At 40.1% G+C, this 15,359-nt stretch carries 9 protein-coding genes; 1 reads left to right on the top strand and 8 read right to left on the bottom strand.

Annotation, left to right across the window (positions count from 1 at the left end):
• Window positions 1-160: 160 nt before the first annotated feature.
• The gene (locus O0550_RS08765) at window positions 161-7,795 is read right to left on the bottom strand and encodes a non-ribosomal peptide synthetase (RefSeq protein WP_258426055.1); all 7,635 of its coding nucleotides are present in this window, start codon (window positions 7,793-7,795) and stop codon (window positions 161-163) included.
• Between the two features lie 655 nt (window positions 7,796-8,450).
• On the opposite strand from O0550_RS08765, the gene O0550_RS08760 reads away from it, so the two are divergent.
• Complete coding sequence (locus O0550_RS08760) at window positions 8,451-8,948, top strand: chemotaxis protein CheW (protein WP_003340028.1); 498 nt, start codon at window positions 8,451-8,453, stop codon at window positions 8,946-8,948.
• A 157-nt stretch (window positions 8,949-9,105) separates the two neighbouring features.
• On the opposite strand, the gene O0550_RS08755 is transcribed toward O0550_RS08760, so the two are convergent.
• The 7 genes from O0550_RS08755 to O0550_RS08725 all read right to left on the bottom strand — a co-directional run bounded on the left by O0550_RS08755 (window position 9,106) and on the right by O0550_RS08725 (window position 15,305).
• Window positions 9,106-9,786 carry a hypothetical protein gene (locus O0550_RS08755; RefSeq protein ID WP_258426054.1) on the bottom strand — a complete coding sequence of 227 codons (681 nt, stop codon included), beginning with the start codon at window positions 9,784-9,786 and terminating at the stop codon, window positions 9,106-9,108.
• Between the two features lie 125 nt (window positions 9,787-9,911).
• Complete coding sequence (thpR, locus tag O0550_RS08750; protein ID WP_258426053.1) at window positions 9,912-10,499, bottom strand: RNA 2',3'-cyclic phosphodiesterase; 588 nt, start codon at window positions 10,497-10,499, stop codon at window positions 9,912-9,914.
• A gap of 76 nt (window positions 10,500-10,575) precedes the next feature.
• Window positions 10,576-11,064 (bottom strand): hypothetical protein, encoded by a 489-nt coding sequence (locus tag O0550_RS08745; protein ID WP_003340034.1) that lies wholly within the window; start codon window positions 11,062-11,064, stop codon window positions 10,576-10,578.
• Between the two features lie 91 nt (window positions 11,065-11,155).
• A complete protein-coding gene (locus tag O0550_RS08740) occupies window positions 11,156-12,184 on the bottom strand; it encodes a hypothetical protein (RefSeq protein ID WP_258426052.1) in 1,029 nt (342 codons plus the stop codon).
• Window positions 12,185-12,203: 19 nt separating this feature from the next.
• The gene (gene surE / locus O0550_RS08735) at window positions 12,204-12,986 is read right to left on the bottom strand and encodes a 5'/3'-nucleotidase SurE (RefSeq protein ID WP_022586506.1); all 783 of its coding nucleotides are present in this window, start codon (window positions 12,984-12,986) and stop codon (window positions 12,204-12,206) included.
• A gap of 186 nt (window positions 12,987-13,172) precedes the next feature.
• Window positions 13,173-13,958, bottom strand: a complete 786-nt coding sequence (locus O0550_RS08730) for a class I SAM-dependent methyltransferase (protein WP_003340039.1) — start codon at window positions 13,956-13,958, stop codon at window positions 13,173-13,175.
• 27 nt (window positions 13,959-13,985) lie between these two features.
• Complete coding sequence (locus tag O0550_RS08725) at window positions 13,986-15,305, bottom strand: S8 family peptidase (RefSeq protein WP_258426051.1); 1,320 nt, start codon at window positions 15,303-15,305, stop codon at window positions 13,986-13,988.
• Window positions 15,306-15,359: the final 54 nt, after the last annotated feature.

Raw genomic sequence — 15,359 nt, 5'->3', positions numbered from 1 at the left:
TTTCTAAAAATGGATAAGCCTTTAGCGTGTAGACACCCTCAGGACAAAGGTCTACACGCTTTTTATTGGCCAAAAAGTGACTATGTTACTGTTACTGTTACTGTTGCTACTGCTACTGCTACTGCTACTGCTACTGCTACTGCTACTGCTACTGCTACTGCTACTTTAAGATAGTCTCCTGTATTGCAGGAAAAAAGTCTACTTCTACAGCATATTCGATCATACCTCTTATAAGTTGTTCTGTCGGTTTTGGACAAAAAACGGCGGTATTTTGTAAAAATTCTTGTACAAGCGCACAGTCAGGTATCGAAATAGACATGCCTTCACTAGCTTCCAAGGAAGGCAGAATCAACTCTAATGCCTGCTGTTGCTCGTCAGAAAGATCTCCCTGATAAAGAGTCTGAATATACTCCTCCGCCTGAATGAGAGAAACCGGATATCCAGCTTGTTGTATGTTACGGATAAAATCCTCCCAGGTAATTTGAGCCGGATTACATATGTGCAGCGTCTCACCGATTGTCTCTAACTGGCACGAAAGTTGTACAATAGCCTTGCTTCCATAATCAATAGGCGTTAAATCCATATAGCCAGGTATTGAAGGCGCAACTCGTAATAAGAAGATGGCTTTCAGCAAGCGGTAAAATGCATTTTCATGAATGTTATATTGAAACTTACCTGTCACAGAATGTCCAACCAGATTACCTACTCGGTAAATGGTTGCATCCAATCCTTCTTCCATCGCTTGTCTTACACTTTTCTCTGATAAAAACTTACTTTCGACATAGACATTTTCTATCTCTTGACCACGGTCAAAATCTGTTTCATAAAACATAAATTCTGCTGGATCGTGGATAGAATGCCCAACCACGCTTAATGTGGAAATATACTGGAACCGCGCTTTTAATTTTTTCGATAGTTGAATTAGTTCATTTGTAGACTCAAGATTTACTTTATGAAAATGCTCACGATCTCCATAATGTCTTACCTCTCCTCCACAGTGAATAACCGAATCAATCTTTCCGGCTAAATGATCCCATACCAAAGAATCCATCCCTAGGCCCTTGCTACTTAAGTCACCTTCCACCGTGAAAACTCTACCCTTCATTTGCGATAGAACGTCTTGTCCAAAATAGAACACCATTTTGTCCTCTAGTTTTCTATCAATCGAGGCATCGCCCGTTTTACGTACGAGACAGTGGATAGGAATTGAAGGTATTTCAAGCAATTCCTTTAGAATATAGGCACCTAAGAAACCAGTAGCACCTGTAAGGAAAACTCCTTTTGGTACATTTACAGTGATGTTAGACACTTTTTCGCGTTTCTTCTGTATCTGATTCGTTACAGGTTTGGTAGCTATTGGAGATTGTTCTATGCTTTGTGTGCTTTTGGTGCTTTGTTCTTGCTTTTCTTCTAAATACTGAGCAAGCTTAGCAACTGTACGGAATTTGAAAAAATCCTGAATTCGAATCATCGGATATTTAGGCTTTAATTGTACCAGAACTGGCATGATTTTTAAGGAGTGTCCACCTAACTCAAAAAAATCATCCTCTAGTCCAACAGGCTTCACATCCAATACCTGCTCCCAAATTTGCGCAATTTCTATTTGCAACTGCGTCTCAGGCTTAGTAAAGCTTCTTTCTTTTTTCACGAAATGCGGGGAGTTCTGCATCAAGCTTTTTCGATCGACTTTACCATTTGGAGTTAACGGTAGTTCCTCCAGATGAAGATAATGCCTTGGAAGCATATATTCTGGAAGCGTTCCAGATAAATAGGAATTTAACTCGCTGGCTTGGATTTCTTGTTGACTATTCGTAGTGTAATAGGAAACAAGAACTTTCTCTGCTCCAGAATCTACTGCCAGCACAACAGATTGATGGATCAATGGATGCTGTAAAAGCGTTTCTTCTATTTCACCTAATTCTACACGGTAACCTCTAATTTTAATTTGATCATCTCTTCTACCCACGAATTCAATATTGCCGTCAGGTAACCATCTAGCTAAATCACCTGTGCGATATAGTCTATCTGCAAACTCATGAGTAAATGGATTTGAGATAAATACTTCTTCATTTTTCTTCTCTTGATTCCAATACCCTGGTGAAAGTCCAACACTCTCGATATAAATCTCACCAATTGCTCCAATCGGGCACGGCGTTTTTTGAGAATGGAGAATGTGAATCTTGGTATTGGCAAGCGGCTTTCCAATCGGAACATTTTTTTGCTCAGGCTCGATCCGATGAATTGGATAAAACGTTGCAGAAACAGTAGCCTCAGTCGGGCCGTACTCATTGATAATCAACGTCTGCTGACCAAATCTATTATGCCATGCTCGTACAGATTCAGCAGGCAGAGCTTCTCCTCCAACCATCATCATACGTAGCGTTTTTACCATTTCTACTTCTGTATTACTCAGGGAAGCAATTACGTTATGGAAAAATACAATTGGCACATCCGTGATTGTAGCCTGAACCTTTTGAACTGCAAGAGCATAGGCACTGACAGAATATCTCTCATCTTCAGATAAAATGTGTAATCTAGCTCCATGCAACAAGGCTGAAAAGATCTCAGAAACAGAGGTGTCAAAGCTAAAGGAAGCAAACTGAACAAAAGTATCCTCGCAATTTACCTGAAATTGATCCTTCCTCCATTGAATCAGATTAAGAACCCCACGATGACGCAGTAATGTGCCCTTTGGTTTCCCTGTCGAGCCAGATGTATAAATGACGTAAGCTATATCCTCTGCAGTATTTAAGGGTTCCACATGATTGGTTTGTCCAAGCTCATACACATCTTCCATGCGCACGATGACACCTGTATAACGTGATAATCCCTTCATGTGAGCATCTCTTGTAATCATGTATGAGGTTTGACTATCCTCTAAGATATATTCAATACGATCCTTTGGATAGCCCGTATCAATTGGAACATAAGCTCCTCCTGCCTTTAAGATACCTAACATAGCAATAATGCTCTCGATGCTTCTATCAAGTAATATAGCTACCTTCTCTTGCGGTCTCATCCCGGTAAAACGTAAATAATGAGCTACCTGATTGGATGCGTGGTTTACCTCTTCATAAGTGAGAGACTGCTCTCCCATTGAAATTGCGATTTTACTAGGATACTTGCTTGCTTGTTCATAAAAACGTTCCTGAATCGTTTGCTCAAAAGGGTATGCAGCTTTTGTACCGTTTACTTCCTGATACAGTTGTTTCTCCTCATCTGTCAATAAATCCAGCAGATGTGGAGCAGACAGACGCTGGTTGATGAATGCTTCTAGGATTTTTTCCAAGCTATCAGCAAATCGAGAAATGGTATCTTGTGTAAATAAATCCTTGTTATATTCAAACGCTAGATGTAATTGCTGATTCTTCTCATATACGGCTAGAGAAAGATCAAATTTACTCGTATTGATATCGCATGGGAGCACTTCTAATTGATAATCACCCTGCTGTAGATTCAGATCATTTTCGTAGGTAAACATCGTTGAAAAGATAGGTGTTTGATTTTCCATTCGATCAGGATTGATTAGCTCTATTAGACTATCAAAAGGATACGCCTGGTGATGATAAGCCGCTAAGGTGGTCTCCTTTACCTTTTGGATAAGCTGGTGTAAAGTATCCACACCTTGGAAATTCATCCGGATAGCTAATGTATTTACAAAAAAGCCTTGAATATGCTCTACCGCTTCATGTATTCGCCCAGCGATAGGGGTCCCTACAATAATATCCTCTTGTCCAGAGAAATGGCTTAATAGTTTGAAATAAGCAGACAATAATAGCATATTCATCGTAACACTTTCAGCTTTCCCTACTTCTTTTAACTGCTGAGTGAGCTTTTTAGTAAGAGGAAAATCAACGGTTTCGCCCTCAAAGGTCTGTTCCTTAGGTCGAATGAAATCCAAAGGCAGTTCTAGAACCGGCAAAGGTCCTTTTAGCTGTTCAAGCCAGTATGCCTCTTCCGCTTTCCAATAGCCCTCTCTAAGCTTTTGTTCCTGCCATTCTGCATAATCAATATATCGACGCTCAATAGGCTGTAAGCTTGGTTTCTTCCCTTGTTCCTGAGCCTGATAAACCTCCATGCACTCTTGCAGGAGTAGCTGTATACTCCATTCATCCGTGATGAGGTGATGAAAATTTAAATAGAGATGGCTTAGCTCATCCGAAAGCGAATATAACGAGATTCTAAATAAAGGTCCATTAGACAAATCAAATGACTCTTTCATATCATTTCTTATCTCTTCTTCGATTACGGCTTTCTGTTGTTCTTCGTGTAAATGAGACAAGTCCTTATGATAAAGTGCTAACTCAAAAGAATTGTGTATAACCTGTCTAGGTTCACCCTGGAATTCCACAAATGTAGTACGCAGAATCTCATGTCGATTGATCAATATTTCTAGAGCTTGTCTGAATAAATCAGGATCAAGGCCTGGTTTGATTTTCATCTGTAACGGAACATGGTACACGCCTACACTATTATTCCATTTTTCCAAGAACCATAGCCTTTTCTGAGCATTCGATAATGTATAATGCTCCTGTTCAATAACGTGCGGCAATTTATCTATATCCTTACTTACTTGATAAGCAGTATTTGTAGTAGCCTGCTCGTCGATAAATACTGCCAGACGTTCTACCGTACGATACTGGAATAAATCCTTAAGCTCGATTTTGGCTTCTAATTGCTTTTGTACCTGATTAATTACTTTAATAGCTATTAATGAGTGACCTCCCAGTGCAAAAAAGTCATCATTAATGCTGATTTTCGCTTCTTCTATTTGAAGCACTTTCGCCCATATTTTTACTACAGCTTTTTCTGTAGACGTATTGGGTGAGATATATATTCTACTCTCCGTGGTCATAAGTGATCTAGCTTGTTGAGCTAATGACTTACGATCCACTTTTCCACTAGGTGAGAGAGGCATTGATGACAGAGTATAGAAATGCTCCGGTACCATATATACAGGTAACCTTTGATTCAGATAGGTTACTAATTCATCCACTGGTACGTCTCCATCAGAATCAGCAGTCATATAAAAGGCTACTAATCTGGAACGATCATGAACATCCTTGTAGACAACAATAGCCGAATCCTTTACCTTAGGATGCTGTAATAATACGGTTTCAATTTCGTCTAGCTCTATTCGATAGCCTCTAATTTTTACCTGATGATCCATGCGCCCCATAAATTCCAAGTTACCATCTGGTAGAATACGCCCTATATCCCCGGTGCGATAAAACCTTTTCTCAGGTTGGTTAGGAAGAGCAAGTGAAACAAAAGCCGTCTTTGTTTGTTCGGCTTGATTTAAATACCCTTTTGCTAGTCCTACACCTCCAAGAATGATTTCTCCTGGGACATTTAGCGGACAGAGTATGTCATGTTTATTCAAAATAAAGATTTCACTGTTTGCCAAAGGCTTACCTATCGGGATGCTTTGTTGCTCCTCTGGCAACATTTCTGTAATATCATAGATTGTTTTACAAACGGTAGCCTCTGTAGGTCCATAAGCGTTAGCTATTAGAATTCTCGTTCCTACCTTACGCTGCCACATACGTACTGCTTCTGGGGATAAGGTTTCACCACCAATAAAAATAGCCTTAAGCGAATGTAATTGCTCTAATGTCTCCTCAGGCAGTTGCGATAGCTGTTTAAAGTAAATGACAGGAAGAACACAATAATTTGCTTTGGTCCTGTTTACGGTCTGGACAAAATTTTCTGGAGATGTTCGATCTAGGTCTGAAAGCAGGTGAAGTCTTCCACCACATAATAGGCTAGAGTAAATTTCCCACACAGAGGCATCAAAAATAAGGGAAGCAAACTGTAAATAAACATCTTTTTCTGTATATTTGTACTTATCCTTTAAGGAATAAATTAAGTTTACAACCCCAATATGGGACAATAATACACCCTTTGGATTACCGGTTGAGCCTGAGGTATAGATCATATAAGCAATATCCTCGGGAGTATGGCACGCTTCAACTGAATCAACAGGAAGATCTGTTGGAATCTCTTCCCACAATAAACAGCATCCAAAATCATTCGGAAGCTTATGAGCCCATTTCTTTCTAGTAATGAGATGGGTTGCTTCGCTATCCGCAACCATATACTGTATACGCTCGGCAGGAAAATCTGGATCAATAGGAACATAGGCTCCACCTGCCTTTAAGATCGCTATCATGGCGATAATAGTATCAATATGACGATCCATTAATAACGCAACCCGCTCACTTTTCTTCAGATGATGTTGAAGAAGATAATGAGCAAGCTGATTAGTCCGATCCTGCAATTGTTTATAAGTAATAGCTTCCTCTCCCATAGTAATGGCTAGGCGGTCTGGGAATTGAGAAGCTTGATCATCGATAAGCTGATCCAACGTTTTTGTAGTTGGAAAATCCAAATTATTGCGATTTATCTTCTTATAAATTTCATAATCCTCTTCAATAAGAAATGGCAATGTATGTAGTGATGCTTCGGGATTTTGAAGCAAGGTTTCTAATACATGAATATAGCGTTGAAGTAAGTTTTCAATTGTATTCGAATGATATAAATCCGTATTAAAATCTATCTCTATCATATATTGCTTCTCTTCGCTTTTAACTACTCGCCATACAATATCAAAAAGAGTGGTACGTTTAAATTGATAAGTTACCTCTGCTTCAAGTCCTTCAAATTCGATTGTAGGAAGACCTACCATATTAAATACCGTAGAGACGATTGGTCTATCTCCCTTTTCAGTTGAATCGGTGTTTTCGATCAGAGATTCACTTCGATAATGTTGATGCTGCAAGGCCTCTCTAACATGTTGATCAACTTGCTTGAGCAATTGATTATAACCTTGTACATCAGCTAAAGAAAGACGGATAGGAAGAGTATTAATATAATAGCCAAAAATTTCCTCAAAGCCTTTTCTCGGTCTCAGATTCACAGGCATACCAACCACGATATCTTCTTCCAAAGTCATTTGATGCAAAAGGATAAAATAAGCCGTTAGCATAACACGATACACACTTATCTGCATGTCTGTTGAAAATTTTTCAACCTTCCGCATCAATGCCGAGTCAATGATACAGCTTATGTAATCTCCTTGATAGGTCAAGCCTTTAGCAGGAGATTGATCTGAGGAAAATCCCACGTAAGGAATAGAGCCTTGCATCTTATTTGCCCAGTATGTATCGGATTCATGATGAGCTAATGCTCCTATTTCAGTAGCTTGTATAAGTTTAGCAATTACTGTATCTTCCTGCTTGTCTTGAACAATTTGCTCCTTCTTTTTTAAAGCTGTATAGAAGGCGGATATTTCCCGTAAGAAAATACCAGAGCTCCAGCCATCATAAATGATATGGTGGAAAACAACATAAAATAGATATTCTTCATCACTTATTTTAAGTAAATGAGGGCGTAATAATGGTCCTTCCTCCAACGAAAATGGCTCTATACGTAAAAGCTCTAACGTGTCCTGAATCATATTTTCTTTCTCTATCGGTGAAATCGCTGTAAAATCGTGCGGAGTGATTGGAACATTCACTTGAGGTAAAATTAGTTTTTGTGGATTCTCTCCATCCTGACAAATAAAGATCATTCGCAAAGCCGGATGGCGTTGAACAATTCGATCTAAAGCTTCCTGCAAGAGGATTAGAGAAACTTCCCCTTTCAATTTAACTCCAAGCGGTTCATTGCATGACGCTGGATTCATCTGATGTGCGATCCAAAGAGATTTTTCTGCATTCGTTAGCTCAAGGGCTTGTTGGTCAGGTGAATGTTGCTCCCTCTCTCCTCGCACGAGACTCATTTTTGTAAACATTCTAGTAGTCCCTCCTAAATCAATTTTGAACGTTTCACTCATGATTGTTTGTTCGGGGCTTTCCAATTCATTGTTTGCAAAATAGACAAAATACTGCAATTTCCGCTCATTACTCACCTCCTTTTTTACGCTAGAATAAAACTAACACTTTTAACTTTTCAATCATCTTATAATTTAATTATACATATATTGTAATTCAAAAAAATGGTATTTGCTTATTCTTTATTAACTTTTATTTATATTTAAATATTTCGACAATAATGATCAGCGAAAAATAGGTACTAGTATCTTTTTCAGCCAGAATCTCGCAACTTTTGATGCTTGTAAAAAAACTCCATGCCATTTTCAATGGATTAGGAAAATAATGTATTTTTCGGTAATTTCTCTATCTGAGATCCACAAAAACATTGGATTTGGCTATTTCACGACAATCTTTTCGTAGACCGGAAAACCGACTTTTTCATCGCACCAAAAAACATTTATATATATTTATTATTATTTATTTAATCAATCCTACAAATATTAATTCTAATGGAATCGAACATCATACACGGCCCATGAAACTGTGCTTTTCTAAAAGCAACGATTCCAGATTCCATCTGAGATGATATAATAAACATACTTTTAGAAGGAAAAATAGAAAGGGGGAAGCCTCATGGAATTAAATCAAGATCAACTAGGCCTCAACCAATCTCAGAGCGATGTCGAGGCCCTTTCTTATATCTTATTTACCATGGGTAATGAAACGTTCGGTTTTCCATTGGAGAATGTCCTGGAAATTGTTAAGCCAATGCCTATTACAAAGGTTCCTAAATCACCAGAGTATGTAGAAGGTGTCATTAATCTACGCGGGAATATCCTTGCTATCTTACAAATCCGTAAAATGTTTGGACTACCATCCATTCAGCTTACTGAAGATAGTCGTTTTATCGTACTTAAAATAGACGGCTTTGAAGCAGGTATCGTTGTGGATGGTGTATCAGAAGTAGCCAAAATTGCACCTTCCTCCATAAAAGCGGCTCCACCAGTAGTTGCAGGATTAGATGGTTCCAATTTAGCTGGAATTGCCCAAGAAGGAGAGCGTTTACTCCTCTTGCTTAATCTGCCTACTATTTTTGCCCAATGGATTCAGCCTGTTGCATCAGAGGCGTAAACGATTATCGGCGGCTCATTTGTTCATCAATGGGTCGCCGTAGTTGTTAAACGTGAACGCAACAAAGACCTTGCCTGCATCATTGCTCGGCAAAGCCTCTGTTCCTTGCTTTTTACTGGGTAGATTATCAGCTTCATCCCTATTTTTTTACACAGCATCATGCCAACCCACTATCTCTTCCTCCGCTTGCTAAATACGAATAATTAACCCACATCATTTCTTCAATCCCTAAGATTTCCTTAAACAAATCCACTGAATCATACAGTAGACTGCTACCCGTTTCATAATCGATTTCGACTAGAATGTTTGTGTCAAACAATGAATGGAGTTGCTGAATTTGCTTGGGAGACAAGAAGGAACGGAACAACTGTGGCTTACAGCGAGATAATCCCTTCTGCACCTCCTGGCGATATATCTGTGAGGTAATGATTGTATCAATTAGTTCATCGTACTCTTTGCGTAGGTCTTCTTCTTTCATATAATCATCTGGATCTATTAGATCTGGATATCTCCGCTTCATTTCTATCTCCGCTAATTCCATATCTAAAATATAGCTAATCGTAGCAGACGATACCTCGTAGCCGCCTTCAAATAATCGGAAGCCCCAACCGCTGTCCTCCGCATCATGAAACCACAGCAGAGCCACTCCAAGCTTGGATAAATCCAATAGGTATTGAAGGGTTTCCGCCGTCTGTACCCACTCATCTTCCAGAAAAAATACATTCCATTCATCGTTTAGCCGCTTATGAAAATACGGTTGCTTTGACTCAGGTAGTTGTTTAATCAGTTTGCTTTCGTATCGTCTTGGATATAACACCCCGGTAGTAAACTCACTCATTTTGAATTTCCACCGCTTTCTCAGCATCTGACATCTCATTGTGATCGCACACATTCGTGATCTTCTGTTTTTATTAAGTTTATTCAGATGGTGAGAAAATTTGAACGGCAAAACGGCGTTTTTTTCTATAAATTCGTTGTTTCGCCTAATAAACTGGTGAATAGTGGAGTATGAATAGCTCCTTCTGGGCGTAACTCCGACTGAAATAGGGTAATTCCCTCTACCTTCCAGCTAGGCTTGGGATGAGGTAAAAAACGTTGTGACCAATCTGCTAATGGAAGGGAGCGCTCTTCATGCAACTTTGGCTTGCGGGCTATGGTTACATGTGGCTCATATGGTCGTTTGTCATACGGAAGGCTTTCATGACGATCTAGGCGTTTTCCCAACAGGAGATGCATCTGTTGCAAGGATTCTATATCCCCTTGCAGTCCTAGCCACAATACTCGTGGTTTTCCTCCCTTGGGGAACGAACCAAAATGATCAATAGACAAGGAAAAAGGACGGATAATGGAACTAACAATCTGGATATCCTTCTTAAGCTCCGGAATGTTTTGTTCATCAACATCTCCGAGAAAGTGCAAGGTTAAATGTAAATTATGTAAAGGCTGCCATCGCTCAGCTTTAAGCTCCTGCTTCACCTGTTGTTGAGCAGCCTCAATATATGAAATTACATCGGTCGGAACATGCAAGGCAATAAATAGGCGTTTTACCAATAGATTCAGTCCTTTCTTATTCCTATCCGTAAAAAAGAGGACCCTCTCAGAGAGCGCCCTTTTTTCCAGCCCACAATTAGGCAGCCGTATTTCGTCCCGTTATCATGCCCAACACATAACGAATATATGCATCTATAATATCATGTTGCGGTTGATACTCGAAATGAACCGCTAAATCCATCTGCTTCGTTTGCTCGGTCGAAGCAACATTCCAGTGAACCTCTGCTTCATAAGAGAAATATTCGTTAATCCTCTGTTTAATGGTTTCTGCATCCCTAGGCGAATTGTAAGAGATTGAAAATCTCATAATTAGCGGAATGTCTTGCCTATTGTCACGATTGAAACCATATCTACCCGGCTTGCTTTTCAGCGTAATGACGCCAGCCAAATCCCAAAGAGTAAAGTCAGCACAAAAGGTATTTGCAAACGTCTCTCCTGGCATAGAAAGTCGTACTCCTCCCTCTGTGCGAAGAGACAAAGCTTGAGCGATTTGCTCCACCTCTTTTTGTAGACCCTGAAAGGATTGAGAAATAAGTGCGATACTACCTTGTTGGGAAGAATTCACTACCTACACCCCCATCGCTTTTTATCTTTACTCTTTTTCGCATTTTGGCTTGTCTAATCCTTTGTTGAAACATGTCTAGTTTTCTGTATGTTTAGACAAATGGATTCACGCCTGTTTGATCTATATGAGAAAAAAGTCGAGCAAGCTTATTTTGCATCTCATGATTTAATTCCAGATGGTAAAAGCATCCCGCTTCTCGTTGAAAAATCGGAAACGCGCCTTCTTTTAATGGAGATATTTCCCGAATGCTTTGAAAAGCAGGAAACCGACGAAATAATTCCAAAAACGGATCATCCTGCTGCGTATGGTACATGGAACGTAAGGAAGGGCTTGTATAGATCGAGAATGTTTGCTCATTCCCATAGACCCAAACAAGAAGGTCCGCTTCTCGAATATGACTGACAGGATGCCGACTTAGCATATGCAGGGCCTTATACAAGCTCTCCATTAAGACATGCTCTGCTTGATCCTGATGCTTTTGCAGATGAATCTGATAAAGAAAATCATATGCTTCTCCCTGTTGTAGCAATAGGTCATCTGGTAACTCTAGTGCAGATTTTGAAATTATCTCATTCCTATCTTCTTGTTCATCTGCTCCTTCTAATATAAGGGGGTTGTGAGTGCGCGCATCTAGCTCCTGTAGCATTTGATACACATCTGATCTTTCAGTAGATGAAAGAGTAAGTACTTCCGTGAAGATGTGAACCAGCAGGTCTTGTTCCCTTGCTAAAAAAAACAGCTCCAGATCGGGCTGCTCTAACAATGCATGAAGCCAAGTACGTTCAACAGGTACATGTGGAAGAAACGAAAGCGGGAATCCTAGTGGAGTACTTTCATCATATTTTGTCCATACGATCAGAAGCAATTGCTCCTTATACGTGCGAAACTCGACCGTACTAAGTCCCTCCACTGCTTGACTAAAAGCGTCAATATCTTCAAACACCAGATAAAGCTCTGCTACCCCCTGATCATTTAATCGCCCGAAACAGGGATAGCCTTCCTCATGAACAACTTGATATAGGGAAGCATAAAAATCTGTAGAGAGAACCTCCCCTGATGTTTGAGCATCAGGAGACGGTCCAGGGAAAGAAAGTAAGGATTGCATCTGCATTTCTGCCATGTTTTACTCTCCCCTTAGGTTATTTTTTTAAAAGTGGCCACTCTTTCATTTGCTCCAATAATTTACGATCCGTGGAATCAATATGAATAGGAGTAACTGTCGTATATCCTTGTTTTACTAGTTGAAAATCCTCTTCTGTACTTTGTTTTTCCAAGCGTTCGGGATACTCTCTTCCTAGAAAATAACCTGAATCTGAAGGACTGTAGACGTCGTGATAAAAATCAAAGGCTAACACAGCGGGAGTGATACCTTTTATCTGGCTTTTAGGCAAATCAGGTACATTTACATTCCAGAACACTTTTGGAGGCATTTGTTTTTGCTTCGTTTGCTCCATAAATTGCTTTAGCAGAGGTTCAATAATCTTTCCCACTTCTCCAAAGCTTGTCGGGTTATGATAATTATCATAGGACAAAGCAACAGCCGGGATGCCTAAAATTACTGCCTCACGAGCTGCACTACATGTCCCTGAATAGTAAACATCTTTTCCTAGATTAGCCCCTACATTAATTCCTGATAACACAAGATCAGGACGCTCCTGATCTTTAAATAAGAGGTAATAGGCCGCCTTTACACAATCGGCAGGATTGCCATTTACGCTCCAGGCCTTTACCGGTAACCCATAAAAATCATGCGGTGCAGGAGCTAATGCTTCACGAAATGTAACACCGTGACCCACTCCGCTTCTCTCTTCGCTTGGGGCAACCACATAAATTTCAAGGTCCTGTAAAGGAAGAAGGGCTTCCGCAAGGGTTCGTATACCTAATGCTTCAATGCCATCGTCATTTGTAAGTAGAATACGCATGATACCAATCTCCTTTAACCATCTGATCTAGTAATTGTAACAAAACGACTGGAAAGTTTCACCTCTCCCTCCCTGCTTTCATTCATATAAAAAACCGAGGAAGTCAGCCCTCTCGTATGATGCCTTACTACCATACGAGTTATGCTATTTTCCCCGGTTATTAATTTGAATTATTCATTCATTTCGTTACTCCCGAACACTTGCCACTATGGCAAGAGCCGGACCGTTAGGATAGATCGGATCGTCAAAGCTGATTGCGTCTATCTGGAAACCAACATGGTTTAAGCCTGCAAGTAAATCCTGTCTACTGAGCCAGTTGCTAAAAGGAAGTGTGCCCCCAATAAACAGTTTGCTATCGAGTACTTGCAAATAATTATGTTGATATAATGTGTGAGCAAAGCCATATTCTGAAGCAGATTGGCTTCCGCTAAATCGCAGACGATAATCAGCTGAATGCTGTAAGATATTTTCATCAAAATAGTGCGTCCATAAGTACATTTTCTTGCATCGTTCCTTTAATAGTCCCAGCACCATAATCGGATTGACCATATGGTACAAGACGCCAGAGGCAAAGCAAACATCAAAAGTCTGATCTGTCTGTTTTAAAAATTCAACAAAATCTCCGCATAGGTAACGCACACGTTGCAAATTAGTTACTTCTTTTGTTACCAAGCAACGTAAAAAGCACTTCGTATTGGCTTCAATTCCAAGAATGCTAGCGGCATCCCCCTTTTTTTCCAGCAGATAACTATGTGCCCCCTCCATCGGTCCTAACTCCAGTACCGATTTACCTGCTACTCCTCCTAATTTATCAATCGCCCAGATAGCACGAGCATCTTCAAATAAAGGAGCAAAGCCCCCCTCAATCTGATATTGTGCAGGAAAAATACTAATCCACTCATCTTTAAAAATAGAAGTTGCTGTTTGATAAGAAGGAGCTGTTTTTACATAATAATCAAGCGCATAATGCATTCATTTTTTCCATCCCTTCATTGCATATCAGCGTCTCTTAAATAGAGAAAGAAGATCAAATCTGTTTTGACGGATGGGTGCAGATGTATTCTCGAAGGTATGTGCTTGGTTCTTTTCATGGTCTTTTTCAAGGTTCTTTTCAAGGCTCTTTTCATGTTTCTTTTTATGTTTCTTTACGTGATTTTCTTCAATTCCTTCTCCCGGATAAGTTATTTGCTTATACGAACGATTATTCGCTCTTTTGTTGAAGCGATTCATGGCTCTGGTACGTTGTTGCGCTAGACGTAGAGCATATAGTCCCGAAATATGAGCAGCCGCCATAGAAGTACCGTCCAACGTACGATATCCTTTATTGAGCCAAGTAGATTTAATGCCAACACCAGGGGCAACTGTATTCATTCCTCTTCCTCTCGCGCTAAATTCAGCTAGCTTTGCTTGTTGGTTGATCGCACCTACCGCGATTACTTCACGATAGGCAGCGGGATATTCCAGGCCCCTACCATTATTCCCTGCGGACGCTACGAGTATGATTCCATTTCTGGAGGCTACACGTAAGGCTTGATGGAAAGCAGGATGATCCTCACTCGTTCCAAAGCTCATGTTAATAATATCCACCTTCTGCTCGATAGCCCAATTGATCCCGGCTATGATGTCACTGATATTAGCTGTTCCTTCCGCTCCAAACGCTTGCACATCATAAAGATCAACCTCGGGAGCAATGCCAACAATCCCCCGATTATTGGCTACAGCTGCTATAGTTCCCGCCACATGCGTACCGTGTCCTCCCATATTAAACCGTCCCGCCCCAGCTATCACTGACACTTTTCCTTTTATCTGTCCCTTTAAATCTGGATGGGACGATGAAATACCAGTATCAATCACGGCAACTTTAATTCCCTTACCCTTTGTTACATGCCACAGGGCAGGAGCCCCTATATGCTCTACCCCCCATGGAATTTCTTCTTTATGATCTTTATGATCTTTATAATCCTTATTCTCCTTATGATCCTTATTCTCCTTACTTTTCTTACTTACCTTGCCCCCATTACTTTCCTTACTTTCCTTACTTCCCTTGCTTCCCTTGCTTTCCTTGCTTTCCTTACTTTCCTTGTTTTTCTTACTTTTCTTACTTTCCTTACTGTGTAAGCGCACCTGGACTTCATTTGATACGGTATATCCTTCACGGCCAATTAATTTGGTTAATTTTTCAAACTCGTCCTGCGCCACTAAGAAGCAACCAACAGATTCACAATGCCTAACTGAGGGCATGATGGATTGATTTTCTTTTAATTTTTTGGCACAGATACTATAACCAAGCGTTTTGGGAAATGAAATAATCTTATACACAAAAGCCCCTCCACGAATATCATGTCTATTTGATATCCTATGCAGGGACCTGCT

It is taken from the genome of Brevibacillus halotolerans, assembly GCF_026891775.1.
Classification (GTDB): domain Bacteria; phylum Bacillota; class Bacilli; order Brevibacillales; family Brevibacillaceae; genus Brevibacillus_B; species Brevibacillus_B halotolerans.
The sequence above is the reverse complement of the archived record's forward strand: the minus strand, read 5'-3'. Positions and strand labels throughout refer to the sequence as shown.